The 23,503-nt window shown below is 67.0% G+C and carries 34 protein-coding genes and 1 tRNA gene; 10 read left to right on the top strand and 25 right to left on the bottom strand.

Annotation, left to right across the window (positions count from 1 at the left end):
• Nucleotides 1–1,443, top strand: coding sequence for a pyruvate dehydrogenase complex E1 component subunit beta (locus tag MHZ35_RS12165; RefSeq protein ID WP_239435900.1), 1,443 nt, complete (start codon nucleotides 1–3; stop codon nucleotides 1,441–1,443).
• A 57-nt stretch (nucleotides 1,444–1,500) separates the two neighbouring features.
• Here MHZ35_RS12165 and MHZ35_RS12160 read toward each other — a convergent pair whose 3' ends face one another.
• The 3 genes from MHZ35_RS12160 to MHZ35_RS12150 are packed head-to-tail and all read right to left on the bottom strand — an operon-like array spanning nucleotide 1,501 to nucleotide 4,543.
• A complete protein-coding gene (locus tag MHZ35_RS12160) occupies nucleotides 1,501–2,145 on the bottom strand; it encodes a TadE/TadG family type IV pilus assembly protein (RefSeq protein WP_239435899.1) in 645 nt (214 codons plus the stop codon).
• On the bottom strand, nucleotides 2,142–2,726 hold the full coding sequence (locus MHZ35_RS12155; RefSeq protein WP_239435898.1) for a TadE/TadG family type IV pilus assembly protein: 585 nt from the start codon (nucleotides 2,724–2,726) through the stop codon (nucleotides 2,142–2,144). The genes MHZ35_RS12160 and MHZ35_RS12155 overlap by 4 nt, the downstream gene beginning before the upstream one ends.
• A 41-nt stretch (nucleotides 2,727–2,767) precedes the next feature.
• Nucleotides 2,768–4,543: a TadE/TadG family type IV pilus assembly protein gene (locus MHZ35_RS12150; protein ID WP_239435897.1), complete on the bottom strand. Its 1,776-nt coding sequence runs from the start codon at nucleotides 4,541–4,543 to the stop codon at nucleotides 2,768–2,770.
• 94 nt (nucleotides 4,544–4,637) lie between these two features.
• Between MHZ35_RS12150 and MHZ35_RS12145 the strand changes: the two genes are divergently transcribed.
• Together MHZ35_RS12145 and MHZ35_RS12140 are read left to right on the top strand one after the other, a co-directional pair.
• On the top strand, nucleotides 4,638–5,342 hold the full coding sequence (locus MHZ35_RS12145) for a squalene/phytoene synthase family protein (protein ID WP_239435896.1): 705 nt from the start codon (nucleotides 4,638–4,640) through the stop codon (nucleotides 5,340–5,342).
• Between the two features lie 62 nt (nucleotides 5,343–5,404).
• Entirely contained in the window at nucleotides 5,405–5,866 is a 462-nt protein-coding gene (locus MHZ35_RS12140; protein ID WP_239435895.1) for an EF-hand domain-containing protein, read from the top strand.
• Here MHZ35_RS12140 and trmFO read toward each other — a convergent pair.
• A complete protein-coding gene (gene trmFO / locus MHZ35_RS12135; protein WP_239435894.1) occupies nucleotides 5,863–7,179 on the bottom strand; it encodes a methylenetetrahydrofolate--tRNA-(uracil(54)-C(5))-methyltransferase (FADH(2)-oxidizing) TrmFO in 1,317 nt (438 codons plus the stop codon). The two genes, MHZ35_RS12140 and trmFO, sit on opposite strands and share 4 nt — an antisense overlap.
• A 104-nt stretch (nucleotides 7,180–7,283) precedes the next feature.
• Here trmFO and MHZ35_RS12130 point away from each other — a divergent pair, with 104 nt between their 5' ends.
• Nucleotides 7,284–7,730 (top strand): DUF488 domain-containing protein, encoded by a 447-nt coding sequence (locus MHZ35_RS12130; RefSeq protein ID WP_239435893.1) that lies wholly within the window; start codon nucleotides 7,284–7,286, stop codon nucleotides 7,728–7,730.
• A gap of 272 nt (nucleotides 7,731–8,002) precedes the next feature.
• Nucleotides 8,003–8,233, top strand: a complete 231-nt coding sequence (locus MHZ35_RS12125) for a hypothetical protein (protein ID WP_132883528.1) — start codon at nucleotides 8,003–8,005, stop codon at nucleotides 8,231–8,233.
• A 92-nt stretch (nucleotides 8,234–8,325) separates the two neighbouring features.
• Here MHZ35_RS12125 and MHZ35_RS12120 read toward each other — a convergent pair whose 3' ends face one another.
• From MHZ35_RS12120 to yaaA, 4 genes are all read right to left on the bottom strand, one after another.
• Nucleotides 8,326–8,673, bottom strand: a complete 348-nt coding sequence (locus MHZ35_RS12120) for a DUF952 domain-containing protein (RefSeq protein WP_132883527.1) — start codon at nucleotides 8,671–8,673, stop codon at nucleotides 8,326–8,328.
• A complete protein-coding gene (gyrA, locus tag MHZ35_RS12115) occupies nucleotides 8,670–11,486 on the bottom strand; it encodes a DNA gyrase subunit A (RefSeq protein WP_239435892.1) in 2,817 nt (938 codons plus the stop codon). Before gyrA ends, MHZ35_RS12120 begins: the two co-directional genes overlap by 4 nt.
• 101 nt (nucleotides 11,487–11,587) lie before the next feature.
• A complete protein-coding gene (locus MHZ35_RS12110; RefSeq protein WP_239435891.1) occupies nucleotides 11,588–12,286 on the bottom strand; it encodes an SDR family NAD(P)-dependent oxidoreductase in 699 nt (232 codons plus the stop codon).
• Complete coding sequence (yaaA, locus tag MHZ35_RS12105) at nucleotides 12,283–13,044, bottom strand: peroxide stress protein YaaA (protein WP_239435890.1); 762 nt, start codon at nucleotides 13,042–13,044, stop codon at nucleotides 12,283–12,285. Before yaaA ends, MHZ35_RS12110 begins: the two co-directional genes overlap by 4 nt.
• Nucleotides 13,045–13,241: 197 nt before the next feature.
• Here yaaA and MHZ35_RS12100 point away from each other — a divergent pair, with 197 nt between their 5' ends.
• Complete coding sequence (locus MHZ35_RS12100) at nucleotides 13,242–14,501, top strand: hypothetical protein (RefSeq protein WP_125962309.1); 1,260 nt, start codon at nucleotides 13,242–13,244, stop codon at nucleotides 14,499–14,501.
• A gap of 79 nt (nucleotides 14,502–14,580) precedes the next feature.
• On the opposite strand, the gene MHZ35_RS12095 is transcribed toward MHZ35_RS12100, so the two are convergent.
• A complete protein-coding gene (locus MHZ35_RS12095; protein WP_125962310.1) occupies nucleotides 14,581–15,048 on the bottom strand; it encodes an Lrp/AsnC family transcriptional regulator in 468 nt (155 codons plus the stop codon).
• Between the two features lie 209 nt (nucleotides 15,049–15,257).
• On the opposite strand from MHZ35_RS12095, the gene MHZ35_RS12090 reads away from it, so the two are divergent.
• The 4 genes from MHZ35_RS12090 to MHZ35_RS12075 all read left to right on the top strand — a co-directional run bounded on the left by MHZ35_RS12090 (nucleotide 15,258) and on the right by MHZ35_RS12075 (nucleotide 19,508).
• The gene (locus MHZ35_RS12090; protein WP_239435889.1) at nucleotides 15,258–16,934 is read left to right on the top strand and encodes a histidine kinase dimerization/phospho-acceptor domain-containing protein; all 1,677 of its coding nucleotides are present in this window, start codon (nucleotides 15,258–15,260) and stop codon (nucleotides 16,932–16,934) included.
• A 14-nt stretch (nucleotides 16,935–16,948) separates the two neighbouring features.
• Complete coding sequence (locus tag MHZ35_RS12085; protein WP_239435888.1) at nucleotides 16,949–17,938, top strand: polysaccharide deacetylase family protein; 990 nt, start codon at nucleotides 16,949–16,951, stop codon at nucleotides 17,936–17,938.
• A 46-nt stretch (nucleotides 17,939–17,984) separates the two neighbouring features.
• A tRNA-Ile gene (locus MHZ35_RS12080) sits at nucleotides 17,985–18,060 on the top strand.
• 155 nt (nucleotides 18,061–18,215) lie between these two features.
• Nucleotides 18,216–19,508: a tyrosine-type recombinase/integrase gene (locus tag MHZ35_RS12075; protein WP_239435887.1), complete on the top strand. Its 1,293-nt coding sequence runs from the start codon at nucleotides 18,216–18,218 to the stop codon at nucleotides 19,506–19,508.
• On the opposite strand, the gene MHZ35_RS12070 is transcribed toward MHZ35_RS12075, so the two are convergent.
• Genes MHZ35_RS12070 through MHZ35_RS12000 form a run of 16 tightly spaced genes read right to left on the bottom strand, consistent with a single transcriptional unit; the run spans nucleotide 19,496 to nucleotide 23,498 of the window.
• On the bottom strand, nucleotides 19,496–19,702 hold the full coding sequence (locus MHZ35_RS12070) for a helix-turn-helix transcriptional regulator (protein WP_239435886.1): 207 nt from the start codon (nucleotides 19,700–19,702) through the stop codon (nucleotides 19,496–19,498). The two genes, MHZ35_RS12075 and MHZ35_RS12070, sit on opposite strands and share 13 nt — an antisense overlap.
• Before the next feature lie 44 nt (nucleotides 19,703–19,746).
• A complete protein-coding gene (locus MHZ35_RS12065) occupies nucleotides 19,747–20,007 on the bottom strand; it encodes a hypothetical protein (RefSeq protein ID WP_239435885.1) in 261 nt (86 codons plus the stop codon).
• Entirely contained in the window at nucleotides 20,004–20,246 is a 243-nt protein-coding gene (locus MHZ35_RS12060) for a hypothetical protein (protein WP_239435884.1), read from the bottom strand. The genes MHZ35_RS12065 and MHZ35_RS12060 overlap by 4 nt, the downstream gene beginning before the upstream one ends.
• A complete protein-coding gene (locus tag MHZ35_RS12055) occupies nucleotides 20,243–20,473 on the bottom strand; it encodes a hypothetical protein (RefSeq protein WP_239435883.1) in 231 nt (76 codons plus the stop codon). Before MHZ35_RS12055 ends, MHZ35_RS12060 begins: the two co-directional genes overlap by 4 nt.
• On the bottom strand, nucleotides 20,470–20,748 hold the full coding sequence (locus MHZ35_RS12050) for a DUF6440 family protein (protein ID WP_239435882.1): 279 nt from the start codon (nucleotides 20,746–20,748) through the stop codon (nucleotides 20,470–20,472). Before MHZ35_RS12050 ends, MHZ35_RS12055 begins: the two co-directional genes overlap by 4 nt.
• Nucleotides 20,745–20,885, bottom strand: coding sequence for a hypothetical protein (locus MHZ35_RS12045; RefSeq protein ID WP_239435881.1), 141 nt, complete (start codon nucleotides 20,883–20,885; stop codon nucleotides 20,745–20,747). The genes MHZ35_RS12050 and MHZ35_RS12045 overlap by 4 nt, the downstream gene beginning before the upstream one ends.
• Nucleotides 20,878–21,291: a hypothetical protein gene (locus tag MHZ35_RS12040; protein WP_239435880.1), complete on the bottom strand. Its 414-nt coding sequence runs from the start codon at nucleotides 21,289–21,291 to the stop codon at nucleotides 20,878–20,880. Before MHZ35_RS12040 ends, MHZ35_RS12045 begins: the two co-directional genes overlap by 8 nt.
• Nucleotides 21,288–21,569 carry a hypothetical protein gene (locus MHZ35_RS12035; protein ID WP_239435879.1) on the bottom strand — a complete coding sequence of 94 codons (282 nt, stop codon included), beginning with the start codon at nucleotides 21,567–21,569 and terminating at the stop codon, nucleotides 21,288–21,290. Before MHZ35_RS12035 ends, MHZ35_RS12040 begins: the two co-directional genes overlap by 4 nt.
• Complete coding sequence (locus MHZ35_RS12030) at nucleotides 21,566–21,748, bottom strand: conjugal transfer protein TraR (RefSeq protein ID WP_239435878.1); 183 nt, start codon at nucleotides 21,746–21,748, stop codon at nucleotides 21,566–21,568. Before MHZ35_RS12030 ends, MHZ35_RS12035 begins: the two co-directional genes overlap by 4 nt.
• On the bottom strand, nucleotides 21,748–21,990 hold the full coding sequence (locus MHZ35_RS12025) for a hypothetical protein (protein ID WP_239435876.1): 243 nt from the start codon (nucleotides 21,988–21,990) through the stop codon (nucleotides 21,748–21,750). Before MHZ35_RS12025 ends, MHZ35_RS12030 begins: the two co-directional genes overlap by 1 nt.
• Nucleotides 21,983–22,312 carry a hypothetical protein gene (locus MHZ35_RS12020; protein WP_239435874.1) on the bottom strand — a complete coding sequence of 110 codons (330 nt, stop codon included), beginning with the start codon at nucleotides 22,310–22,312 and terminating at the stop codon, nucleotides 21,983–21,985. The genes MHZ35_RS12025 and MHZ35_RS12020 overlap by 8 nt, the downstream gene beginning before the upstream one ends.
• The gene (locus MHZ35_RS12015) at nucleotides 22,309–22,530 is read right to left on the bottom strand and encodes a hypothetical protein (RefSeq protein WP_239435873.1); all 222 of its coding nucleotides are present in this window, start codon (nucleotides 22,528–22,530) and stop codon (nucleotides 22,309–22,311) included. Before MHZ35_RS12015 ends, MHZ35_RS12020 begins: the two co-directional genes overlap by 4 nt.
• Nucleotides 22,527–22,850, bottom strand: a complete 324-nt coding sequence (locus MHZ35_RS12010; protein ID WP_239435871.1) for a hypothetical protein — start codon at nucleotides 22,848–22,850, stop codon at nucleotides 22,527–22,529. The genes MHZ35_RS12015 and MHZ35_RS12010 overlap by 4 nt, the downstream gene beginning before the upstream one ends.
• Nucleotides 22,847–23,158, bottom strand: coding sequence for a hypothetical protein (locus MHZ35_RS12005; protein WP_239435870.1), 312 nt, complete (start codon nucleotides 23,156–23,158; stop codon nucleotides 22,847–22,849). The genes MHZ35_RS12010 and MHZ35_RS12005 overlap by 4 nt, the downstream gene beginning before the upstream one ends.
• Nucleotides 23,155–23,283, bottom strand: coding sequence for a hypothetical protein (locus tag MHZ35_RS18070; RefSeq protein WP_274615900.1), 129 nt, complete (start codon nucleotides 23,281–23,283; stop codon nucleotides 23,155–23,157). The genes MHZ35_RS12005 and MHZ35_RS18070 overlap by 4 nt, the downstream gene beginning before the upstream one ends.
• Nucleotides 23,280–23,498 carry a hypothetical protein gene (locus MHZ35_RS12000; protein ID WP_239435869.1) on the bottom strand — a complete coding sequence of 73 codons (219 nt, stop codon included), beginning with the start codon at nucleotides 23,496–23,498 and terminating at the stop codon, nucleotides 23,280–23,282. The genes MHZ35_RS18070 and MHZ35_RS12000 overlap by 4 nt, the downstream gene beginning before the upstream one ends.
• Nucleotides 23,499–23,503 lie beyond the last annotated feature (5 nt).

The raw sequence follows: 23,503 nt of genomic DNA, 5'->3' as shown, positions 1-23,503 counted from the left end.
ATGGCGATCGAACTGAAGATGCCGGCGCTGTCGCCCACGATGGAAGAGGGCACGCTGGCGAAGTGGCTGGTCAAGGAAGGTGACGTCGTCAAATCCGGCGACATCATGGCCGAGATCGAGACCGACAAGGCGACCATGGAGTTCGAGGCCGTCGACGAAGGCACGATCGCCAAGATCCTAGTCACCGAGGGCACCGACAATGTGAAGGTCGGCACCGTGATCGCGCTGATCGCGGGTGAGGGCGAGGACGTGGCCGAAGCCGCCAACGCGTCGCAGACCTCCACCGGCGCAGCCGCAGGCTCCAAGCCGGCCGGGGGCGAGGGCGGCGTGCAGACCCCGTCCGACCAGCGCACCGAAGCCGTGTCGGACGCGCCGAAGGATCAGGAAACGGGCACCACCCAGCTCGTCCAGGCTGTCGAGAACACCTCGACCGACCCCGAAATGCCGGAAGGCACCGAGATGGTGAAGGTGACGGTCCGCGAAGCGCTGCGCGACGCGATGGCCGAGGAAATGCGTGCCGACGGCCGCGTGTTCGTGATGGGTGAGGAAGTCGCCGAGTACCAGGGCGCCTACAAGGTGACTCAGGGCCTGCTCGAGGAGTTCGGTCCCAAGCGCGTCATCGACACGCCGATCACCGAGTACGGCTTTGCCGGCGTCGGCACCGGTGCGGCGATGGGCGGCCTGAAGCCGATCGTCGAGTTCATGACGTTCAACTTCGCCATGCAGGCGATCGATCACATCATCAACTCGGCCGCCAAGACCAACTACATGTCCGGCGGCCAGATGCGATGCCCAATCGTGTTCCGCGGACCCAACGGCGCTGCCAGCCGTGTCGGCGCGCAGCACTCGCAGAACTATGGTCCGTGGTACGCGAGCGTCCCCGGCCTGGTCGTGATCGCGCCCTATGACGCCGCTGACGCCAAGGGCCTGCTGAAGGCCGCGATCCGTTCGGAAGATCCGGTCGTGTTCCTTGAGAACGAGCTGATGTACGGCCGCACCTTCGAGGTGCCCAAGCTCGACGACTATGTCCTGCCGATCGGCAAGGCGCGCATCATGCGCCAGGGCAAGGACGTGACGATCGTGTCCTACTCGATCGGCGTCGGCGTCGCGCTGGAAGCAGCCGAGAAGCTGGCGGGCGAAGGCATCGAGGCGGAGGTCATCGACCTGCGCACGCTGCGCCCTCTCGACACCAACACGGTGCTCGCAAGCCTGAAGAAGACCAACCGCCTGGTGGTGGTCGAGGAAGGCTGGCCGGTCTGCTCGATCGCGAGCGAAATCGCTGCGGTCGTGATGGAGCAGGGCTTCGACGACCTCGACGCGCCGGTGCTGCGCGTCACCAACGAAGACGTGCCGCTGCCCTATGCGGCGAACCTCGAGAAGCTGGCGCTCGTCACCGCCGACCGCGTGGTCGAGACGGTGAAGAAGGTGACCTACAAGGGTTGATCGTCCAGTCCTTCGGGATTGCGGAGGGCCGGCGGGAAACCGCCGGCCCTTTTTGCATCAGCAGCTCGAGACGGCGGCTCTCTCGGCGTTGTAGATGCTGCTCAGGTCTCGCCGGTCGCGCACCATCATCGATGCGATCTCCGTGATCGCGGACGAGGGGGCGAGGGAGGTCCGCACCAGCGGCTGGTATTTGTAATAGACTTCCACGAACATTGTCGCGCCGCCATCGGGCGCGAAGGCCTGGCGTCCGGCAGGCCCCATGCCGCTGAGGCCCGTATCCCCGGCCTTGCCATAGGAAGAGGCGCGCGTGGCGCTGCCCCGGCATCGCTGCCAGACGATCTTGTACTTCGACGTGGTGTTCGGGTTCGCGACCGGCTCCAGATCCGACACGATGACCCGCCCGTTCTTGTAAAGGTCGAGCCTGCCTGCCTGAAGCCCGGCGCCCGTGAGCAGGTCGTTGATGTCCGTCTCGCTGATCGTCTTGGCCGACAGCAGGCTCCCGCTGCCCATGCGTGCGGCATTGTCGGCGAGCTGGAGGGCGACCTGGCTGATCCGCATCCGCGTGATGATGAAGTTCGTGAGCTCTGCGCCCGTCAGGGTGAGTACCAGGAACACCGGCAGTCCTATGGCGAACTCGGTCAGTGCCACCGCCCGGTGCTCGCGAGCGAGTCGAGCGAGAAATGGGAGAGCGCGCCCGATCATGCGCAGTTCCGGACCACGGCGGTGCCATAGCTACCCTGGTCGCCGTAGGGCTGGTTCCGGAGCACGGTCGTGGCGCTCACCCGCGCCGTCGGGCTTCCGCCCACGAGGCGCCAGAACGGGAACAGCCGGGTGTAGGTGACGGTGGCGGTATAGACGGTAGCGTCCTTGGCACCACCCTGGCCGGCATTGCCGCCGTCGGGGTCCCAGATGCTGTTGAGGTTTGCGTCCTCATAGGGCTCCCCCTTGTCGCAGGTGCCGTTCTTGTTCGTGTCGGTGAAGGTTTCGGCCTTCTTTGCCGCCGCCGCGGCATAGTTGCGGTAGAAGCGCCGGGTGATCGTGACTTGCGCGTTGCTGGCGAGCACCCGCACCTGATCGGCTACCTGCTTGTCGAGCGCGGCCGCGGTCGCGGCGCTGGTGCCGCCCTCCAGCGCGGAATCGCGCGCGGTCTTCTGGACGATGCCTTGCAGGGCGGCGTTGACATAAAGGCCGTGCCCGACGTCGAACGCACCCATCAGGAGCACCGCCAGCACCGGGGCGACCAGGGCGAACTCTACGATCGTCGCGCCCCGGCGGTCGTCCACGAGCCGCCCGACTGCCGAGCAAGATGTTGCGATGCGCCCCATCATTTGGTCAGCCGTAGTTGCGAGATTTGATCGGCGATCGACTTGAACGTCGACTGCAGGGTGGCGGCATCGTTCGCGCTGAAATAGCGGTTTGATGTCGCGCAGGTTTGAAGCCGGTTCTTCGTGTCAGTCGTTATCGAGCCGAAGGAGATTACCCAAAGCGTGATGTTCTTGTTCTTGACGGCCGTGCACAGCGCCGCGAAGCGCGCATTGATCTGTGCCTCCAGCGTCGCGTCCGTGGGGGTGCCGGTATCGAGCGTTTGGCGTCGGTCGAACCAGGGAATGCCATAGGCATTATAGTCGCTCGCCGCCGCCTGCGTGTCGCCATCGGTCATAAAGATCAGGTGGCGTTCGATCTCACCGCCCTTGGGCGTGTAGGCGTTCTCGGACGAAAAGATCCCGGTCGGAGAGAGCAGTCGCGCACCCCAAAGTATCCCGATGTCGTGATAGGTATTCCCTTCCGGCGTGAGGCTGTCAACATAGCTGCTGAACGCGGCAGCATTGTCCCAGGTCCGCAGTTTCTGGGCCGGGGTCGGGCACGCCGCGTAGGACGAGTTGGTGTAGGTCTTCGTGTCCCTGACCGTGGCCCGGTTCCAGCCTGCGGTGCCGCTGTTGCTCGTGCTCTGGCGCGTGTAGATCAGGTCCGGCAGCCACGGTTTCCATTGCGTGTCCGCGTTGCTGGTCGGCACCATGTCGATGTTCAGGTCGTTCATGTCGCTGGTGATCGACGCGAACGTGCTCGTGGGGACCGTTTTCCGCTCCTCGATGCACCCGGGCCAGTTGATCGTCTTCGCGCTGGCATTATCGCCGATCGGGAGGGTGAAGCTCGCGTTCCAACCGTTGCCGTTCTTCAGTCCGCTTACATTCTGCTCAATCGGCCCATACTCCCATGTCAGCGGAGTAATGCTGCGCGTGCGCCTCTCGATGGTACACCGAAGGAAACTATAGCTGACCCGATACTCCTCAGTGTTCGTGTTAGATGGGACGTTACCGCAGAAAAGGAGATTGGTCTGGAAGTCGGTCCAGCCACTCCACGGCCCCACCGCTCCGCTCGAGAAGATCTTGCGGCTTTGATACGTCCACCGATCGGCCATCCATTCCGGCTTGAGCAGCCTCCCGACGTTGACGTTCACCGCATAGGGCACGAACCCGAACCGGATCTGTACCTGATTGCCCGTGCCGCCGCTGGGATTGCCCGTGGTGCAGTTCGCATCCGTGTCCAGCCGGGCGACAATCTCGTAGAAGCACTTCACCGCCACCTTCAGCGCGGCGATTTTCGATACGTTGTCGCTGCCCGCCGCCTGCGCCATCGATCCGGTGGTATCGAGCACGAACATCACGTCGGTGTTCGGCAGCCGCATCTCGGCATCGCAGGTGACGGAAATGGTCTGCGTCCTGAAGCCGAACACGCGCATCAGGGTCATGCCCAGGGTGGCAGACGCCGTCCCGGTTACCTTGCCGGCATTTTCGGAGAAGCTGCGCTTGATCGTCGTTGCGCCATAGGCCGAAGAGGAGATGTTGGCGTCGAAGAACTTCTCGGCAGCCGTGCGCGGATAGCTGGATTGCGCCCAGGTGCCGCCGCCCATCGCCTTGCGCCCCGCCAGCGCACCGGCGTCACACGCATGTTGCAGCCGCGTCTTGACGATGTACATGCGCGACAGGTCAATGCCCCCGCCGATCATGCCGATCAGCGGGATCATCGCGGCGGCCATGATCGCCAGGGTATTTGCGCGAACGTCGCCGAGCAGACGTGAGAGCAGGCCCGCCGGCCTCATTGCTGGGCGCCCCATCAAGTCGGTGCCTTAAGGTTACACATAAAATTCCAGCGCTTCGAATGGCCTGGAAGCGTTAAAGACGGGTTCAAGCATCATGGTTAACCAGGGTAAACAATTGGCCGGCGCGGGAGCGGCCGCGTCGGAGCAGGCAATGCAACCCGAACGCAATCTGGTGCTCACCTATGTTCCGGCGCCTCGCCTTCCTGCGATCGCGGCGTTGTTCGCACTTGATGACATGCTCGCTGAGATCCTGAGGACGACCAGTGAACCGGCGATCGGACAGATTCGCCTGACGTGGTGGCATGATGCGCTCGGCAAGCTCGACTCCGGACCGCCTCCTGCTCAGCCGATCCTTCAAGCGGTCGCGCGCGACCTGCTGCCGCTGGGCGTGCGCGGGGCCGATGCGGCGACGATGATCGACGGCTGGGACGTGCTGATCGAGGAGTCGACACTGGACCCAGACGCACTGCGGCGCTTCGGAGACGGCCGTGGCGCTACCCTGTTCGGGCTGGCCGCCCGGGTGCTCGGCGGGTCCTCCGATCTCGAGATGGTACGCTTGGCAGGCATTGGCTGGGCCCTGGCGGACTTGGCTTCCGGCTTGTCGAGCCCAGCGGAGGCGGAGGAAGCGCGTAGTCAGGCGCTGGCGCATTTGCGGCAGGCGCTGGCGCAGCGGTGGCCTGGCCCGCTTCGTCCGCTCGGCATGCTCGCGCACTTCGCGTTGCTGGACATGGGACAAGTACCGTTCGGTGCTCCGCGCCGCCTCGCACGGGTGCTGTGGCATCGGTTAACCGGGCGTTAGGGCTATCCTCCGCCTGCGGCTTGCGATAGCTTGCGCTCCGGCACAGCGGGGCGGGGGCAGGCATGTGGCGGTACGGGGCGGGGGTCTTGTCGGCGTTGCTTCTGGCGGGGGGCGGCGTGATCCTGTTCCGCGGTACGGCGCAGACAGAGGCGCCGTTGCCGCAGCCAAAGGCGGCGCCCGTCGGCATGGCACCGCTGCCGCCGGCACCCGTCACCATACCTAGCGCCACCGAACGTACCCGCGAGCAGAAGCGCTTCGATCGCTATGACAAGGACCGGGACGGCAGCATCACGCGCGACGAATATCTCGCCAGCCGGCGCAAGGCCTATGCCAAGCTCGACGCGAACCGCGACGGCCAGCTCTCGTTCGACGAATGGGCGGTCGCCACCACGACCAAGTTCGCCAAGGCAGATGCGGACCGGTCGACGGCGCTGAATCCGGCGGAGTTCGCGACCACCGCGGTCCCGCGCAAGCCTGCCGCGCGCTGCGCCTGTCCAGCCCCGCGCGCGGAGGCAGAGGACTAGGCGGGCATCCAGTCCGCAAGCGCAGCCCGGGCACGCGCGGTGTACATCTTCTTGCGATCGGCCTTCTTGGTGCGGCCTTCGATCGGCGGGAACAGGCCGAAATTGACGTTCATCGGCTGATAGGTCTCCGCCTCGGCGCCGCCGGTGATGTGGCCGAGCAGCGCGCCCAGCGCCGTCTCGGGCGGGGGTGGCGGAAGGTCCTTGCCGGCAAGTTCGGCCGCCGCGAAGCGGCCGGCCATCAGGCCGATCGCGGCACTCTCGACATAGCCCTCGCAACCGGTGATCTGCCCCGCGAAGCGCAGGTGGGGTCGCGCCTTCAGCCGAAGCGTGGGGTCGAGCAGCTCGGGCGAGCGGATGAAGGTGTTGCGGTGCAACCCGCCCAGCCGCGCAAATTCCGCCTTTTCCAGGCCCGGGATAGTGCGGAACAACCGAACCTGCTCGGCATGCTTGAGCTTGGTCTGGAAGCCGACCATGTTCCACAGCGTGCCCTGGGCATTGTCCTGGCGCAGCTGGACGACGGCATAGGGCCAGCGGCCGGTACGCGGATTGTCGAGCCCGACCGGCTTCATCGGGCCGTAGCGCAGCGTGTCGACGCCGCGCTCGGCCATGACCTCGATCGGCATGCACCCTTCGAAATAGGGGACGTTCTCCCACTCACGATACTCGGTCTTCTCGCCCGCGAGCAGCCCGGCGTGAAACGCGAGGTACTGGTCCTTGTCCATCGGGCAATTGATGTAGTCCTTGCCCCCCTTGTCCCAGCGCGCGGCCATCCAGGCGACGTCCATGTCGAGGCTGTCGAAGTGGACGATCGGCGCGATCGCGTCGAAGAAGGCGAGGGCGTCGCTGCCGGTCGCGCCGCTGATGCTCTCGGCCAGCGCGGGTGCCGTCAGCGGTCCGGTCGCGATGATCGTTGGGCCCTCCGCGGGGAGGATGTCGACCCGTTCGCGAACGATCGTGATGTTGGGGTGCGCCTCCAGTGCGGCGGTGACCCCGGCGGAGAAGCCCTCGCGGTCCACCGCCAAAGCCGAACCTGCGGGCACGCGGTGTTCGTCGCCCTTCGCCATGATCAGCGATCCGAGCGCCCGCATCTCGGCATGAAGCAGCCCGACTGCGTTGCTCTCCGCATCGTCGGAGCGGAAGCTGTTGGAGCAGACGAGCTCGGCCAGCCCGTCGGCCTGGTGCGCAGGCGTGCAGTCGCCGCTGCCGCGCATTTCCGACAGCCGCACGCGAAAGCCCGCCTGGGCCAGCTGCCAGGCTGCCTCGGACCCGGCGAGACCGCCGCCGATGATATGAATCTGGTGGGAATGCGTCACGAACGTCTCGAAAGCTGCTAGGTGAGGGAGGGCGGCGTGCGCCGCGATCGAAGGCTGCCTAGCCGATCCAGGAGCGGGTGCACAGCCGCAACGAAGGACATGCCATGCCGGATGCGCCGCAGACGATCTACACCATCGGCTATGAAGCGACGACCATGGCGGACTTCCTTGCCGCCCTGCAGCGCGCAGGCGTCCGGCGGGTGATCGACGTGCGCGCGCTTCCGCTGTCGCGCCGTCCGGGCTTCTCCAAATCGTCGCTTGCTGCGCATCTCGCGGAGGTCGGGATCGAGTACCGCCACCTGAAGGCGCTCGGTACGCCCAAGCGCGGGCGGGACGCGGCGAAGAAGGGAGACGTGGCAACCCTCCGGGACGTGTACGCACATCAACTGGCGCTGCCGGAGGCGCAGGCGCAGGCCGCGGCGATGCTGGCGCTGGCCGCGGAGATGCCGTCGGCGCTGCTCTGCTACGAGCGCGAGCCCGGGCACTGCCATCGAACGCTGCTGCTCCAGGCGGAAGCCCCGGACGCGCGCATCGTCGATTTGGTGCCGTAACGTCCGGAACCAAGCCGGCGGCGGAACGTTCCGGCGCTGTGGGGGAAGTCTCATGCCATTCCCGGATGAACCGGCCGATCCGACCTCGCCTTGCGAGGGGAGGGGCAGTCGCCGATCCGCCCGTGCGCCGCGATCGACAGCGATGCTGGCCATTCCCTTCAAGGTCGTTTTGCCCTAAGTAAACTCAAATAAAATGACGATCAGGAGCCGGCATGATCGGCTCCGTCCAGGACAGGATCGGCGCATCGTCAAGATGCGTTCGAGAGGCTAGCATGACTGAAGTCGACAATAACGCGTATTTTTACGAACGTGCCGAAGCAGAACTGAAGCTGGCGCAGAATGCCGAGCACCCCGCCGTGGTAAAGGCGCACTATCTGCTTGCAGGCTATTATCTCGACCGCGTCTATGGTCCCGGCGATGCGGAGAACACGCCGGCGGTGCCGCTGCCGTCGGCAGGCGAGCCGCTGGCGCAGTCCGACGCCTCCAAGTCTCCGCCCGCCTAAGGCGCTGCTGCGCCACGGGCGCCGAATGGCTGGTCGACGCTACGAGCCATTCGTGCCGGTGAGGCTCCGGCGGATCACCGCCGGAGTCGTTGTCAGCCGGTGACCGGCAGCCGGACGCTGCCGTCGCCTTCCCGCTCGAGCGGGGAGTAGGCGACGATCGTGTCCAAGGTCAGCTTCCCATAGAGATGCGGAAAGTCCTGACCACCGCGGGAAGGCTCCCAGCGGATGGCGTCGCCCAGCGCCTCCAGATCCACTTCGGCGACCCACAGCCCTTCCTGACCCGCGAAGTGCTTGTCCACCGTCTCGGTCAGCTGGGCTGCCGTCGACAGGTGGATATAGCCGTCCTGCTGGTCGATCGGGGCACCGGCGAAGCTGCCGGCCTCCAGTTCGGCCATCTGGTCGGCCGTCAGCACCTTGAACGCGGCGTTGGGCTTGCTCATTCCTCGTCGCTCCCGCTGTCCTCTTCCTCGATCCGCTCGGGCAGGGTCTCCGGACCGGTGCCGTCATCAAGCTGGATCGCGTCGTCGGTCGAACCCGCAGGCGGGGTTGCGGTTGCACGTTCCTCGGCGACGATCGCCTCGGCCTCGTTCTCCGGCTCCTCCTCCTCGTCGATGCGGGCGGCGGAGACGACATGCTCTTGGGCGGCGACATGGAACAGGCGCACGCCCTGGCTGGCGCGGCCGGTCACGCGGGTGTCGCCCACCGACATGCGGATCAGCTTGGCCTGGTCGGTAACCAGCATCAGTTGCTCGCCCGAGCTCGCCGGGAAGCTGGCGACAACATGGCCGTTGCGATCGGAGGTGACGATGTTCGTGATGCCCTGGCCGCCGCGGTTGGTGCGGCGATACTCATAGGCGGAGGTGCGTTTGCCATAGCCGTTCGCGGTGACGGTCAGGATGAACTGCTCCGCCGCCTCGAACTCGGCCATGCGTTCGGGAGAGAGGGTGACTTCGCGGTCGCCTTCCTTCCACGGTGCCGCCTTCAGATAGGCGTCGCGCTCCTCGGTGGTGGCCTGGAAGCCGCCCAGGATCGACAGCGAGATCACCTCGTCGCCCTCGGCCAGGCTGACGCCGCGCACGCCCGTGGACGTGCGGCTCTGGAACTCGCGCACGTCGGTGGCCGCGAAGCGGATCGCCTTGCCGCACTTGGTGGCGAGCAGCACGTCGTCGGTCTCGGTGAGCAGCGCCACGCCGATCAGGCGATCGTCGCTCTCCTCGTCGAAGCGCATCGCGATCTTGCCGGCGGTGGGCACGTTGGTGAACGCGTCCATCGAGTTGCGGCGCACGGTGCCGTTGGCGGTCGCGAACATGACGTGCAGGTCGGACCAGCTCGCCTCGTCCTCCGGCAGCGGCAGCACGGTCGAGATGGTCTCGCCCGCGGCCAGCGGCAGCAGGTTGATCATCGGCCGGCCGCGGGTGGCGGGGCCGCCCTCCGGCAGGCGCCACACCTTCATGCGGTACACCTTGCCGGCGGTCGAGAAGAACAGCACCGGCGTATGGGTGGACGTCACGAACAGCGACGTGACGGCGTCCTCGTCCTTGGTCGCCATGCCCGCACGGCCCTTGCCGCCGCGCTTCTGCGCGCGGAAGGTGTCGAGCGGCGTGCGCTTGATATAGCCCTGCATGGTCACGGTGACGACCATGTCCTCGCGCTCGATCAGATCCTCGTCGTCGATGCCATCGACGGCATTGGCGATCTCGGTCCGGCGCGGGGTCGCGAACTCGGCGCGGACCTGCACCAGCTCGCCGCGCATGACGGCATAGAGCTTGGCGCGATTGCCCAGGATCTCCAGCAGTTCGGCGATCGAGTCCGCCAGCTTCGAAAGCTCGTCGCCGATCTCGTCGCGGCCGAGCGCGGTCAGGCGGTGGAGGCGCAGGTCGAGGATCGCGCGGACCTGTGCATCCGACAGGCGATAGGTGTCGCCGGTGACCTCGGCTTCCACCGCCTCGACCAGGCGAATGTAGGGCGCGATCTCAGCGATCGGCCACTCGCGGGCGAGCAGCGACGCGCGGGCGGCGGCCGGGTTGGCGGCACCGCGGATGATGCGCACCACCTCGTCCAGGTTGGTGACGGCGATCACCAGGCCCAGCAACAGGTGGGCACGATCGCGCGCCTTGGCGAGCTCATACTTCGACCGGCGGGTGATCACCTCCTCGCGGAAGGAGACGAACGCGTCGATGATGTCCTTGAGGTTCAGTAGCTCCGGGCGGCCGCCGCGGATCGCCAGCATGTTCGCGGCGAAGCTCGACTGCGCGGGCGTGTGCCGCCACAGCTGGTTCAGCACCACGTCGGGGGTCGCGTCGCGCTTCAGGTCGATGACGATGCGGACGCCTTCGCGGTTCGATTCGTCGCGAATGTCGCTGACGCCCTCGATCCGCTTGTCCTTGGCCGCTTCGGCGATCTTCTCGACCAGGCCGCTCTTGCCGACCTGGAACGGGATCTCGGTGAGCACGATCGAGCGACGCTCGCCTCGCGCTTCGGTCGTGTAGCGCGACCGCAGGATGATCGAGCCGCGGCCGCCGGCATAGGCGGCGCGCGCACCGGCACGGCCCAGCATCAGGGCGCCGGTCGGGAAGTCTGGGCCCGGCACGATCTCGGACAGTTCCTCGACCGTCACGGGTTCGCCGCCCTCGACCGCGCGGTCGATGGTGAGCAGGCAGGCGTCGATCACCTCGCCCAGGTTGTGCGGCGGGATGTTGGTCGCCATGCCGACGGCGATGCCGCCCGCGCCATTGACCAGCAGGTTGGGGAAGCGCGCCGGCAACACCGACGGCTCGCGCTCCGACCCGTCATAGTTGGGGACGAAATCGACGGTGTCCTTGTCGAGGTCGTCGAGCAGGAAAGCGGCGGCGCGATGCAGGCGCGCCTCGGTGTAGCGCATGGCTGCGGGCGGATCCGGATCCATCGAGCCGAAGTTGCCCTGGCCGTCGATCAGCGGCACCCGCATCGACCAGTCCTGGGTCATGCGCGCCAAGGCGTCGTAGATCGCCGTGTCGCCGTGCGGGTGGTATTTACCGATCACGTCACCGACGATGCGCGCCGACTTGCGATACGGGCGGTTGTAGTGGAAGCCGCTCTCGTTGGCCGAAAACAGGATGCGCCGGTGAACCGGCTTCAGGCCGTCGCGCACGTCGGGAAGCGCGCGCGAGACGATCACGCTCATCGCATAGTCGAGGTAGCTCGACCGCATCTCGTCGACGATGGAGACGGGGGAAATGTCGGAAGGGTCCGCGAGGCGAATCTCGTCGGTCAAGGCGTCCTGCTTTCGGGAAGATTGAAATCCGGCGCCCTGACTAGCGGGGAGAGGCTCCTATGCCAAGCCGCGCGCACGCGTGCGCGTACGCGAGGGCAGGGTCAGAACGGGATTTCGGCGCCGTCCCAGGCGAAGAACTTACCGCTGTCCTTCGGCTTCAGCTCCTCGATCACGTCGAGCAACTGCATCGCGGCGCGATCGGGTGCGAACAGGCTGCCGGGTGCGACATTGCCCTGGAACGGCTTCGACAGCGCGCTGTCCACCGTGCCCGGGTGAAGGCCGACCACGATCGCGCGCGGGCTCTGCCGCTTCGCCTCGATCGCGGCGTTGCGGATCAGCATGTTTAGCGCCGCCTTGGCCGCGCGATAGCCGTGCCAGCCGCCCAGGCTGTTGTCGCCGATCGAGCCGACGCGCGCGGAGAGCGCCGCCACCACCGGCTCGCCGGTCTTCGGGAGCAGCGGCAGGAAATGCTTGAGCACCAACGCCGGCCCGATCGCGTTCACCGCATAGCTGCGCGCCAGCCATTCGGCGTCCAGTTCCTTGAAGCCGCGCTCCGGCACGCAATCGCCCTCGTGCAGCAGGCCGGTGGCGATCAGAACCAGCGAAGGGGAGGGGCCGGCCGCAACCCGCGCCGCCGCCGCCGCGATGCTCGCCTCGTCGAGAAGGTCGAGATGGTCCGCCTCGGTGCGGGAGCGGGCAAATCCCCAGACACGGTCGTGCACGCCTTCCTCGATCAGCGCGCGCTCGACCGCACCGCCGATCGCCCCGGAGGCGCCGATGACGACGGCCGAGCCGCTCATGCGCGGGTGAACCGCCAGCGGGTGTCGCTGCTTTCCTGCGGATCGAATCGATAGCCATCGCTGTCGAAGCCGCGCATCGCCTCCACCTCCGTGATCCGGTGCTCGCACATCCAGCGCGCCATCATGCCGCGCGCGCGCTTGGCGTGGAAGCTCAGGAACCGCGGGCCGTCCGGGCCAGGCGCGCGGAAATCGACGTCGATCACGCGGATCGACTCCGGCAGCTTGCCCGCCACCGCCTTCCAATATTCCTGGCTGGCGAGGTTCAGGACCACGCCCGATCCCTCTGCGGCGACGTCCTCGGCGAGCAGCTCGGCGATGCGGCCCTGCCACCAGTCGTACAGCGTCTTGGCCGAGCCGGGAGCCCAGCGCGTGCCCGTCTCGAGCCGGTAGGGGCGCATGGCGTCGAGCGGGCGCAACAGGCCGTACAGGCCGGACAGGATGCGCAGGTGGTCCTGCGCGAAGTCGATCGCGGGCGCGTCCAGCGTCGCCACCTCGAAGCCGGTGTAGACATCCCCGGCGAAGGCATGGATCGCCGGGCGCTCGGGCGCCTCTGCGAAGTCGCGGAACCGGGCAGCATTCAGCTCCGCGAGCTTGGGCGAGATGTGCATCAGGGTGCCGAGCTTCTCGGCGCCAAGCGACGCGGCGCCCTCGGCGAGCGTGTGCGCTTCCTTTGCCAGGCGGGGCACACTGGGCGTGCTGCTGGCAGGAACGGGGGTTTCGTAATCGAGCGATTTTGCGGGAGAAACAACGGCGATCATCGCGCGGCTGCCTAGCGGCCAAGCGCGGGCGGGTCAAAAATTTCGCCCGGGCGCCCGCGCTTCGGGATCGGCTCCGTTCAATTCGCGTTCACCGGGGCGAGGGCATCCGTCCGGATGGCCGCTGCGACTTGTCTGGCGTATCTGCGCAACTTACAGACGGTCCGACGCGTGTGCGCACAGCATCAGGAGAGTTCCGAATGGGTTTCGTATCGAAGTCGGCGCTTGCCGCGGTTCTTGCTCTGGGAGCGGCAGCGCTGACGGCGGCCCCTGCCGAGGCCCAGAAAAAGAAGAAGGAAGAGGCTCCCAAGGTCCAGATCAACGATGCGTTCCGCGCCGCAGCGGTCGCGGGTGAGACGGCGGCAAAGGCGGGCGATATCGCGACCGCGAAGGCGCGCCTGGCCGAGGCGGACGCAGCCGCGACCTCCGATATCGAGAAGTTTTACGCAGCTAACCTGCGTCTGCAGGTGGCCCAGGCGTCGAAGGACAATGCGCTTCTGGCGACCGCGATCGACCAGATGATCGCGAACCCCAATACGCCGGCCGAGCAGCAGGCGACGCTGAACTACAACCGCGGCATCCTGGCGCTGAACGCCAAGGACAAGGCCGGGGCGCGGCAGTATTTCCAGCGCGCAAAGCAGCTGGGCTACAACGACCCCGAATATGATCTGCGCATGGCGAGCCTGGAGCTCGAGGGCGGCAACGTCGATCAGGGCGTCTCTGCACTCGACAAGGCGATCCAGGCGAAGGTCGCAGCCGGCCAGCCCGTGCCGAACGACTGGTACAACCTGGCGATCTCGCAGCTGTACAAGGCGAACAAGCCGGCGGAGACCGCGGCCTGGATGCGCCGCCAGCTCAAGGATTATCCGACCGCGACCAATTGGCGCAAGGCGCTGATCCTGTTCCGCGACCGTGCGGACCAGGGCCGTGCGCTCGGTGGCTCGGCACGTCTCGACACCTTCCGCCTGATGCGGGAGACGGGCGCGCTGACCGACCAGGCCGAGTTCGGCGAATATGCGCAGCTCGCCCAGGACCTGGGCCTGCCGTATGAGACCGTGGCGGTGATCGACCAGGGCCGCGCCGCCGGCAAGATCCCCGCATCGGCCACCCAGTACAACGCGCTCAAGACCGAGGCGCAGGCCGGCATCCGTGCGGAGGGCTCGCTGTCGTCGCTCGACGCCAAGTCGCGCTCGGCTGCCAACGGCAAGCTCGCCGCCGGCACCGCCAACGCATACCTCGCCAACGGCGATGCGGCCAAGGCGGCGGAGTTCTTCCAGCTCGCCCTGCAGAAGGGTGGCGTCGATCAGGACGAGGTCAACACCCGTCTCGGCATCGCACTCGCCAAGAGCGGCCGCCGCGAGGAAGCCAAGGCGGCCTTCGCCAAGGTGACGGGCTCACCGCGCAACGAGCTCGCGGCCTTCTGGACGCTGTGGCTGGACTCGCCCAAAACGGCGGGCTGAACGGACACGGGCGGCAGGTTGCCCTGCCGCCCGCTGTCTTCGGAATGGAAGAAGGGCCGTGCGACTGTGTCGCGCGGCCCTATTCCGTTGGCACCGGGATGCCCGGCAGCTGCTTGGAAGTGCGGATCGTCAGCGAGGTCTTGACGCTGCTGACATTGTGGGCGGTCGTCAGCCGCGTGGTAAGGATGTCCTGGAACGCCTTGAGGTCGGTCGCGACGATCTTCAGGATGAAGTCGATCTCGCCGTTGAGCATGTGGCATTCACGCACCTCGGGAATGCCGGCGACATGCGCCTCGAACGCCGCCAGGTCGCTCTCCGCCTGGCTGCGCAGGCTCACCAGCGCGAACACGGTGATGGTGTAGCCCAGCTGTGCCGGGTTCAGCGCCGCGTGATAGCCGCCGATCGTGCCCGACTCTTCCAATGCGCGAACCCGTCGCAGGCAGGGCGGAGCCGTCAGGCCGACACGTTCTGCGAGTTCGACATTGGTCATCCGACCGTCCTCCTGAAGCAGCGAGAGGATTTGACGGTCGATACGGTCGAGAACCATGGAAGGGGCAACTCCGGGAATCTGATACAAGGAAAAAGGATTCTGTCCGCCCCCTATAAGATAATTACACGCCAAAGCAATTGTCCCACAATGTTACGGGCGCAAAATGTCTGTACCCGAACGGCTTTTCCCGGCGTAAGGAGAGGCGGCAGGCGCGAACGGCGCCGGGGATCAGGTGGCGCGTGCGGTTCGACGATACTCTTCAAACAGTGCTCACCACGGACCTCAGCCATCCGCAGGCGCGCCAGTCCGCGTGGCGACAACTCGTCGACCTGATCGGCCGACGCCGTGCCTCCGCCGACCCGCGCGCGATCGCATTGCTGGCCGACATCCGCGACGCGGTACCGCAGTCGGTGCGGGCGGCGAGCGCACGTGCTCTCGTCTTCGCGAACCCGCCGGCAACGTTGGTTCGGCTGCTCGCCGAAGACACGCTCACCGTAGCGGCTCCCGTGCTCGCGAGCGCCCGCCTGGACGCCGCGGAATGGGTGGCGCTGCTTCCCGATCTTACTCCTTCGACCCGCTCGGTGCTGCGCAACCGCCGCGACCTCCCTGCCGAAGTGGCGCGGGCGCTGGCAAGCTTCGGTCCCGCCGACATGGTGTTGACCGACCAGAGCGCCGCGGATGCGAGCACCGGGCAGCCGGCGGCCGCGCTCGAAGCGCCGGCGCAGCTTCCGGAGGCGGAACTGGCGCCCCAGCGGATGGCGGAGCCGGTTGAAGCTGCCATCGCCACCGTTTCGGAACCCGTGGTCGAGGCCCCGGCGGCAGTACCGGAAGGTCCGTTCCGCATCGCCGACGTCGTGGCGCGGATCAATGCCTACCAGCGCCAGGCCGACAGCAAGCCGCGTCGTCCGGCTGCGGCTCCGGGCATCGTCACCAGCTTCCGGTTCGAAACCGACAGCCGCGGCGTGCTCTCGCGCGTCGACGGGGTCGAGCGGGGGCCGCTGCTCGGCCTTTCGCTCGCCCGCGCCGGCGAAACCGGATTGGCGCAGATCGATGGCGTGCCCGGCGGCGCCCTTCGTCGTCGCGCGGCCTTTTCCAACGCGCGGTTGCGGGTTGGCGGCAGCAGCGACGCGGCAGGCGACTGGCGGATCTCCGGCGTGCCGAGCTTCGATCCTGCATCGGGCCGGTTCATCGGCTACCGGGGCTCGGCACGGCGCCCGCGTTCGGACGAACGGGCGGAGCCGGCACCTACGCCCGCGCCTTCGACCGCCGACTCGCTCCGGCAGCTGGTGCACGAACTGCGCACCCCGGCAGGCGCGATCTCCAGCTTTGCCGAGATGATCGAGGCACAGATGCTCGGCCCGGTGCCCCCGGTCTATCGCGGGCAAGCCGGCGTGATCCGCCAGCAGGCGCGGGATCTCCTCGGCGTCATCGACGATCTCGATCTCGCCGCCCGGATCGAAGAGGACGCGCTCGATCTGCGCCCCGGCACGGTGCCGCTTGCGCCGCTGCTTGCGGAAATCGCCGGAGAGCTGGCGCCGCTTGCGGAGCTGCGCGGCGCCTCCCTGTCGGTGGAGGGCATCGGCACCGTCGTGCGCGGCGACCGCCGCGCGGTGGAGCGACTGCTGTCCCGGCTGCTGGCGACCTTGGTCTCGGCAGCACGATCCGGGGAGACGATCCGCGTGGAGACGCTTGCCGGCGCCGGCGAGGCGCCGGTGCTCGCCTTCGCCCGACCCGCTGCATTGGACGCCTATCCCGGCGACGCGCTGCTTGCGATCGACGACGAAGGCGAGGATGCTGCCCTGCTCGGCACCGGGTTCGCGATGCGGCTGGTGCGCAACCTGGCCAAGGAGCTTGGCGGTGCGCTGCTGTTCGAGCCCGGTCAATTGATCCTGCGACTGCCGTCCGCGGACAACATCCCGCTGGGGCAGGCGCACGGCGGCTGATCGTGGAGGCGCCGATGGTCTTCCATCCGCCGGCGCCCGCTCCGGAGGCGCTGGTCCGGTGGCCGGACGCCTTCGGAACCCGCTTCACCCTTTTCGTCGACACCGAAGAGGAGTTCGACTGGTCTGCCGGGTTCCGCCGTGAGGGCTTCACCACCGGCGCGATGGCCGCGATCCCCGAGGCGCACCGCCGCTTCGCCGAGCGCGGCATCGGTGTCGTCTATCTGGTGGACTATCCGATCGCGCGCGATCCAGCGGCAGTCGCGTTTCTGCAAGAGCCGCTAGCCGATGGCCGCTCGGAGATCGGTGCGCAGTTGCATCCTTGGGTGACGCCGCCGTTCGAGGAGAGGGTTAGCGTTTCCAACAGCTTCGCCGGCAATCTTGCGGAAGCGGTGGAAGCCGCCAAGCTCGACCGGCTGGGTCATGCGATCAGCCGGGCATTCGGTCGACTGCCGCGCGCCTATCGGGCCGGGCGATATGGCCTTGGTCCGCATACGCTCCGTCTCCTTGCCGCCCGCGGCTATCGCGTGGACACGTCGATGCGCGCGAGGTTCGACTATTCCCGGGAGGGCGGCCCCAACTACAGCGACATCGGCAACGCGGCATTCCGCACCGGCCCGCACGAGACGCTTCTCGAACTGCCGTTCACGACCGTGTTCACCGGCCGCGCACGCGGACGGGGGGGCGCCCTCCACAAGCGGCTCTCGCGGCTACCCAAGGGCGCGGCAATCGCCGCGAAGCTGGGTCTCTTGAACCGTGTTCCGCTGACGCCGGAAGGGGTGTTCCGATCGGAGGCGTTGGAAGCAATCCGGGTTTCGGTGGGAGAGGGGCTGCGGCTCCTGAACTTCGCCTTTCACTCGCCCTCGCTGGTGCCGGGGAACACCCCGTACGTCCGTGACGCGGCCGATCTCCAGCGCTTCTGGGCATGGTGGGAAGGCGTCCTGGACCTGCTCGATCGCCTGGGCGTCCGCCCCGCCACGCTCGACGAGGTACTGCAGGCCGCATAGCCCGCTTGCAGGAAAGCCCCAGCCTCCGCTATCGCAGCCGGGCTGGGGGCCTGTAGCTCAATGGTTAGAGCTGGCCGCTCATAACGGCTAGGTTGCGGGTTCGAGTCCTGCCGGGCCCACCAGCGTTAATCTTCACGGCTTCCATATGTTCTCACCTCTCCTTAGAAGGAGAGGGTGAGTCCCGCTGCCGGTTTCTCATATGTTCTCATTAGGCGACGCCTAAGCGCGGCCCTCGTGGGGGTAGCAGTGGGGGTATCGTCGAACGAGTGGGGGTATCGTGCCGCTAACAGCCGTTGAAGCGCGCAACGCCGCGCCGGGAGCCAAGGACTATAAGCTGCCGGACGAGAAAGGGCTCTACCTTCTGATTCGTCCGAACGGCACGAAGGCGTGGCGGCACAAGTACCGCTTCGCCGGGAAGGAGAAGCTCGCGAGCTACGGCCTGTTCCCCGAGGTCGGCCTGAAGGAGGCACGAGATCGTCGTGACGCGGCCCGCGCCGTTCTGCGGCTGGGTAAGGATCCGATGGCCGAGGCCGAGCGCGAACGCCAGGCGGCCGTCGCTGCGGCCGGCGCGAAGTTCCGGGCTGTCGCGGAGGCGTGGCATGAAGCCGAGAAGCCGCGCTGGTCGCCGCGTCACGCTATGGTCGTCATGAACGCGCTGGAGCGGGACGTCTTCAAAGCGCTGGGAAACCGCCCGGTGGCCGAGATCGAGCCGTCCGACGTCCTCCAGGTGCTGCGCAAGATCGAAGGCCGCGGCGCGATCGAGACCGCCAAGCGGGTCCGGGGCTACATCTCCGAAGTGTTCCAGCGTGCGAAAGCCGAGCACCTGATCAAGACGAACCCGGCCGCAGATGTCGGGGACGCCCTCCGTCCGACGCCGAAGGGCTCCAAGCAGCCGGCGCTGACGAAGGTGGACGATCTGCGGAAGCTGCTCGACCGAGTGGACCGCTCCACGTCGAACCCGGTGACGAAGCTGGCGAACCGCCTGCTCGCGCTCACTGTGGTGCGCGTGGGCGTGCTGCGGACCAGCGTCTGGCCCGAGTATCTGGGCATCGACTGGGAAGAGCCCACTGCCGCTGCTCCCGGCGCCGAGTGGCACATTCCCGCCGAGCGGATGAAGCTGGAGGTGGAAGAGAAAGGGGACGAGGCGTTCGACCACCGCGTGCCGCTCGTGCCGCAGGCAGTTGCCACTGTGCGTGCACTTCGCGTGCTAACCGGCCGCAGCCAGTACCTTTTCCCCAACACCCGCACGACGCGCGAGCCCATGACGGACAGTGCGATCAGCTCGCTCTATCTGGAGCTTGGCTACCGCGGGAAGCATGTGCCGCACGGCTGGCGTGCAGCATTCTCGACGATCATGAATGAGTGGGCGGCGAAACATGGGCGCGATCACGACCGGCTGGTGGTGGACCTGATGCTTGCGCACCGGCCCAAGGGTATGTCCTCCTCCGAGTTCGCCTACAACCGCGCCTTGTTCTCCGACCGCCGGCGCGAGCTGGCGCAGGTGTGGGCGGACCTGATCACCCGGGACATGGGCGATCCGATGGATCTGCTTAAGGGTCAGGCCCGATAGCCCATCGGGTCGGCCACGAAGGCGGTCACGTCGGAATCATACCAAGCCACCATTCGATCACCCAGCTTCTGACGGGGCGGGAAGGTGCCGGCGGCTTCGCGGCGGTAGATGGTCGCCGTTGACAGGCCGGTGCGCGCCTTCACCTGGGCGATGCGCAACAGGCTGTCGCGGCTGCGATCGACACGCTCGGTCATTGAACCATCTCCATCTGCCGGTGCGAAGCTTTTGGGGCTCGCCTTCATATCCCGTTCGTTTCGAGCTCGGCCAAACGCCGCTTGTTCGCCGCCACCTTTTCGGGAGCGACCTTACGTGGCTGGCGACCCAGCTGGACGGCGAGGTGCAGACCGAACCACTGAAGCTCGACTAGCCAGACCTCGCCTTCAGCCTCATCGGAGAAGTCGCGCTCGACCTGATCCAGCCGCCAGGTCGTCGTCTTGCCCCAGTCGTACCAAGGCTCCAGCCACGGCGCGCGACGGCGCACGAGTTCGATGAGGCTCATGCCTCCCTCCACCGGTAGGCGACGTATCGCCGATTATCCGCCGTCGAGACATGCAGCCGGATCCGGCTGGCTTTGGCGCGGTATAGCTGTCCCTCGAAGTCGAAACTCGCGATCCGCTTGCGGCCAGTCAGTGCTGCGACCGCGGCCTGGGCGGCGTCGAGCAAGGCTGTCGTTTCCTCTGACGAGAAGCTGCCCTCGGCCAGCACGTCCCGCGCCGGCGCCTGCCTGAAACCACTCATTGGCGCGGCTCCTCTACGCCCAGCACTTCGGCCAGCCGTTCTCGACCAAGCAAGTACGCGCCGTCGAATGCATCGAGGGCGAACGCGGCAGGCGTTAGCTTCGTCAATGCCAGCGCAGAGCCGGCCTGCACCAGCACCTGGAGCGCCAACAGTACGTCGCCGGTCTGGCTGAGTGCGGCACTGGCAAGCTGTCCCGCGAGGACGGAGTGGTCGGGTTCGGAGCTCATCGGCACACCTGCTTTCCGTCTGCGTTGAGGCGCGGGGTGATGCCGCCGCCGCTTGTCTCCAGATACTGGCAGCCTGTGCCGTGGTCGGTGCGCAGCGCCATCTGGCTATGCACGCCCGCACCGCGATCGTCGGTGTCGTCCCAGCCATAGCCGAGGGCGCTCAGGATCAGGGCAAGCAGGATCGTGATGCCGATCCACACGAGGGCTAATCGGGCGATTTCGAGCATGACCCCGCGAGCAACATCGCGGCCGGCTTGCATCATGTCGCGCTTCATCGCCGCCCCCGCTCTGCCAGTCCGACCAGCTTCTCAATGGCTTCCGCCGAGCGCCGCGACTGGTACGCGATGCGCGCCAGCGAGAACGCTGCCCATGCGGCGAACATGCCGAAGGTGAAGACGTCCGGATCATCCATGATCGCTCTCCGGCTGGTTGCCGTCACTCCGGCGGAGAGCCGGCAACGGCCACTCGACGAAGCGATAGAAACGGATGTTGCGCTTCCAGCTCGACGCGTGGCCCTGCCACCAATCGTCTGGCCAGTAGCCGGCGTGTTCGACATCGCGGCCGGTGATGTGCAGCCCGTCGGCGAGGATGATCTCCACCGGCAGCCGCTTATCGAACGGAAAGGGGCCGCCCATGTGCTTGATCCAGCCGATCGGCAGCATGCGCACGCGCGGCTTCGGCGGGCGGGGCGGTGGCGGTGCCTGTCCTTCCTCGATGATCAGCATGTCACCGGGGCTGGAGCCGGGATCGTAGCCACACCAGAGCGCGTGATCCTCGCCATGGGTGTCGAACAGCTTGCGGATGAACTGCGGGATCATCGCGGAAGCCTCGCCTCGATCCGGTTGATCATCTGCCTGAGGGCTTGGGTAACTGCTGCCTTAGCCTCCTCCATCGAGGATGCTTCCCGCTTTATCCACGCCAGTTCGAGCGCGGCTTCGCGATACTCGCGAGCCTTCCGGCCCCAGTGCAGCGCATTCCCGAAGTCGCTCCGAGCAATACCACCACCTGCGCACGACCGGCGATACTGACCGATGCCTGTAGCCTCTGCCTCGTCAGCTAGGCGGCGGAGTTCCTTGATCGCGTCTTCTCTCTTCATGGTCGCTTCCTTCCGTCGCGGCAGTACCCGCAGCGGCCGTCCACCAGCCGCGGCATGTCCTCGCCGCATTGCTCGCATTCGCCGGGTTGGCCGGCTGGTATCGGTGCGCGCGCAGCTGCGAGACTGCGCTCGAGGTGCGCCTCTGCGATCGCGTTCGCCTGGTCGACTTCGTCAGCCATCAGTGCACCCGCCCGGCTGGTTCGGCCTGAAGCATGGCCCGCAGATCGTCACGGCCCTCGGCTACGCTGCTGAGGAAGTCAGCCGTTGCGTCTGGACCAAAGTGCGCGGCGAGTGTCCCGAGGCAGGCACCGAAGAGCGCGAGAGCAGCGTCGACAGGATCGCCGCTCTTCTCCAGGGCCATTTCGGCCAGATCGTCAGCCAGTGCCTCCATCTGGTCTTCGGTGAAGCCCGCGTCAGCCATGGGGCCGCTCCTGGCGCCGCACCCATGCGGCGTGAGCTTCGAAGACGCTCGTGCCGTCGCCGTCGCGAGGCTGCTTGGGTTCCAAGTCCGCCGGCAGCGCTTTCACGCGACCGACCTCCTGCAGGATGACGAACGTCGACTGCGGGTGCTTGCCAAGCAGTCGCTGCGCTTCGGTTTCGGCACTCTCAAAGGTCGGGTGGCGGAAGCGCGGCGGGCGCGCCGTGCGTTCGCCAGTCCGGCGCTTGAGGTTATGTCCGTCCTTGCGGAACAGCAGGTAGTTGCCCGGGAAGCTCTTCGTGCTGGTGGTGAGTTCGTCGGTCATGATTTCCTCCGGGTGAGGGGGACGCCGGAGGCGCTGCGATGCATGCGCACCCGAGCTTCCTCGCGGGTAATGATGAAAGTCGCGGTCGGGTCAGCCTCGACCAGGCGGATCGCCTCGGCCTCGGCCGCGCTGAAGCTGTCGTGCCGGGTGCGGGGCGCCGTGCTCTTGTGCAGCAGGTACGCGCCGCTGCGGATCGGCAGCACATCGGGTCGGCTCATGTGCGCTGTCGTTTCAGTCGCGCGGGGTGGACGGGCAACCAGACGATGGCCTTGCGTCCGCTGGCGTTGCGCCGGCGCAAGCCGCTGTCACGCACCAGACCGAGCCGGGAGAGTTCGGTCAGGCGCGGGCGGATCGAGAGGATGGAGAGCCCCAGCCGGCCCGCGACCTCGTCAGCAGTCAGACCGTTCGAGCGCTTCACGACGGCCAGCGCGCGGCCGCGCAGCAGGTGAGCCTCAGGCGCGATCGCCTCGGCGGCAGCCTGGGACGTGTCCTGATCCTGCGTGCCCGGCTGGTGCGGATAGGCGAAGAGGTCGGTCATGCCGCGATGTTCGGACGGATCGGCACTACTTCACCGCCGATCTGGTCGACGGGAACTTCCTCCCCGTCGTCCGGGTCCCTGCCGCCAGGCTGCCCTTCCCACATCGCGCAGAACCGATCCTCGTGCGTGACGGGGAACACGCCGGATTGGTTTTCACGCCATCCAGAGATCCGCGCTTCCGGCGGATACACATGACAAGCGCCCTGGAAGTGCTCTGCCAGAGGATCTCGGGTGGCCGCGGCGTTCGCAGGCGACCCGGCTACCCACCACCGGCAGTTACCGCAGCGCTGCGCGACTTCCTCGGTCATGCTTCGTACTCCCCGGCGAGCAGCGCGCAAATGCGGTCCAGCTGCGGGATGACGGTGTCCGCGATCGTCCAGATCGCGGTGGCGAGGGCAGCGCTGAACAGCGCGGAGGTGAAGAGCGAGATCATGCGGCACGCTCCTCGTTGATGGAGCGGCTGCGGGTCTCGATCTGTCCGCCAACGTCGCCGCAGGCGTCCGCCAAATCTAAGCCGATGGTGCAGAGGTTATCGGCGTCACCCAGCTCACCCTCATCGATCGCGTTGCGGATAGCTGCGAACAGGGACTTCAGAACTGCCCCGCGGACTTGCACGTCCGTGCCAAGCAGCCGGATGTCTTCGCGCACACTCC

It is taken from the genome of Sphingomonas sp. ACRSK, assembly GCF_022346685.1.
GTDB lineage: Bacteria > Pseudomonadota > Alphaproteobacteria > Sphingomonadales > Sphingomonadaceae > Sphingomonas > Sphingomonas molluscorum.
The sequence above is the reverse complement of the archived record's forward strand: the minus strand, read 5'-3'. Positions and strand labels throughout refer to the sequence as shown.

Bases quoted from the DNA above. Each gene is read 5' to 3' on its own strand.
- MHZ35_RS12165 (WP_239435900.1), top strand. From the start codon at position 1: ATGGCGATCGAACTGAAGATGCCGGCGCTGTCGCCCACGATGGAAGAG.
- MHZ35_RS12160 (WP_239435899.1), bottom strand. From the start codon at position 2,145: ATGATCGGGCGCGCTCTCCCATTTCTCGCTCGACTCGCTCGCGAGCAC.
- MHZ35_RS12150 (WP_239435897.1), bottom strand. From the start codon at position 4,543: ATGAGGCCGGCGGGCCTGCTCTCACGTCTGCTCGGCGACGTTCGCGCA.
- MHZ35_RS12145 (WP_239435896.1), top strand. From the start codon at position 4,638: ATGGTTAACCAGGGTAAACAATTGGCCGGCGCGGGAGCGGCCGCGTCG.
- MHZ35_RS12140 (WP_239435895.1), top strand. From the start codon at position 5,405: ATGTGGCGGTACGGGGCGGGGGTCTTGTCGGCGTTGCTTCTGGCGGGG.
- MHZ35_RS12130 (WP_239435893.1), top strand. From the start codon at position 7,284: ATGCCGGATGCGCCGCAGACGATCTACACCATCGGCTATGAAGCGACG.
- MHZ35_RS12125 (WP_132883528.1), top strand. From the start codon at position 8,003: ATGACTGAAGTCGACAATAACGCGTATTTTTACGAACGTGCCGAAGCA.
- MHZ35_RS12120 (WP_132883527.1), bottom strand. From the start codon at position 8,673: ATGAGCAAGCCCAACGCCGCGTTCAAGGTGCTGACGGCCGACCAGATG.
- MHZ35_RS12110 (WP_239435891.1), bottom strand. From the start codon at position 12,286: ATGAGCGGCTCGGCCGTCGTCATCGGCGCCTCCGGGGCGATCGGCGGT.
- yaaA (WP_239435890.1), bottom strand. From the start codon at position 13,044: ATGATCGCCGTTGTTTCTCCCGCAAAATCGCTCGATTACGAAACCCCC.
- MHZ35_RS12100 (WP_125962309.1), top strand. From the start codon at position 13,242: ATGGGTTTCGTATCGAAGTCGGCGCTTGCCGCGGTTCTTGCTCTGGGA.
- MHZ35_RS12095 (WP_125962310.1), bottom strand. From the start codon at position 15,048: ATGGTTCTCGACCGTATCGACCGTCAAATCCTCTCGCTGCTTCAGGAG.
- MHZ35_RS12085 (WP_239435888.1), top strand. From the start codon at position 16,949: ATGGTCTTCCATCCGCCGGCGCCCGCTCCGGAGGCGCTGGTCCGGTGG.
- MHZ35_RS12070 (WP_239435886.1), bottom strand. From the start codon at position 19,702: ATGACCGAGCGTGTCGATCGCAGCCGCGACAGCCTGTTGCGCATCGCC.
- MHZ35_RS12065 (WP_239435885.1), bottom strand. From the start codon at position 20,007: ATGAGCCTCATCGAACTCGTGCGCCGTCGCGCGCCGTGGCTGGAGCCT.
- MHZ35_RS12060 (WP_239435884.1), bottom strand. From the start codon at position 20,246: ATGAGTGGTTTCAGGCAGGCGCCGGCGCGGGACGTGCTGGCCGAGGGC.
- MHZ35_RS12055 (WP_239435883.1), bottom strand. From the start codon at position 20,473: ATGAGCTCCGAACCCGACCACTCCGTCCTCGCGGGACAGCTTGCCAGT.
- MHZ35_RS12050 (WP_239435882.1), bottom strand. From the start codon at position 20,748: ATGAAGCGCGACATGATGCAAGCCGGCCGCGATGTTGCTCGCGGGGTC.
- MHZ35_RS12045 (WP_239435881.1), bottom strand. From the start codon at position 20,885: ATGGATGATCCGGACGTCTTCACCTTCGGCATGTTCGCCGCATGGGCA.
- MHZ35_RS12040 (WP_239435880.1), bottom strand. From the start codon at position 21,291: ATGATCCCGCAGTTCATCCGCAAGCTGTTCGACACCCATGGCGAGGAT.
- MHZ35_RS12035 (WP_239435879.1), bottom strand. From the start codon at position 21,569: ATGAAGAGAGAAGACGCGATCAAGGAACTCCGCCGCCTAGCTGACGAG.
- MHZ35_RS12030 (WP_239435878.1), bottom strand. From the start codon at position 21,748: ATGGCTGACGAAGTCGACCAGGCGAACGCGATCGCAGAGGCGCACCTC.
- MHZ35_RS12025 (WP_239435876.1), bottom strand. From the start codon at position 21,990: ATGGCTGACGCGGGCTTCACCGAAGACCAGATGGAGGCACTGGCTGAC.
- MHZ35_RS12020 (WP_239435874.1), bottom strand. From the start codon at position 22,312: ATGACCGACGAACTCACCACCAGCACGAAGAGCTTCCCGGGCAACTAC.
- MHZ35_RS12015 (WP_239435873.1), bottom strand. From the start codon at position 22,530: ATGAGCCGACCCGATGTGCTGCCGATCCGCAGCGGCGCGTACCTGCTG.
- MHZ35_RS12010 (WP_239435871.1), bottom strand. From the start codon at position 22,850: ATGACCGACCTCTTCGCCTATCCGCACCAGCCGGGCACGCAGGATCAG.
- MHZ35_RS12005 (WP_239435870.1), bottom strand. From the start codon at position 23,158: ATGACCGAGGAAGTCGCGCAGCGCTGCGGTAACTGCCGGTGGTGGGTA.
- MHZ35_RS18070 (WP_274615900.1), bottom strand. From the start codon at position 23,283: ATGATCTCGCTCTTCACCTCCGCGCTGTTCAGCGCTGCCCTCGCCACC.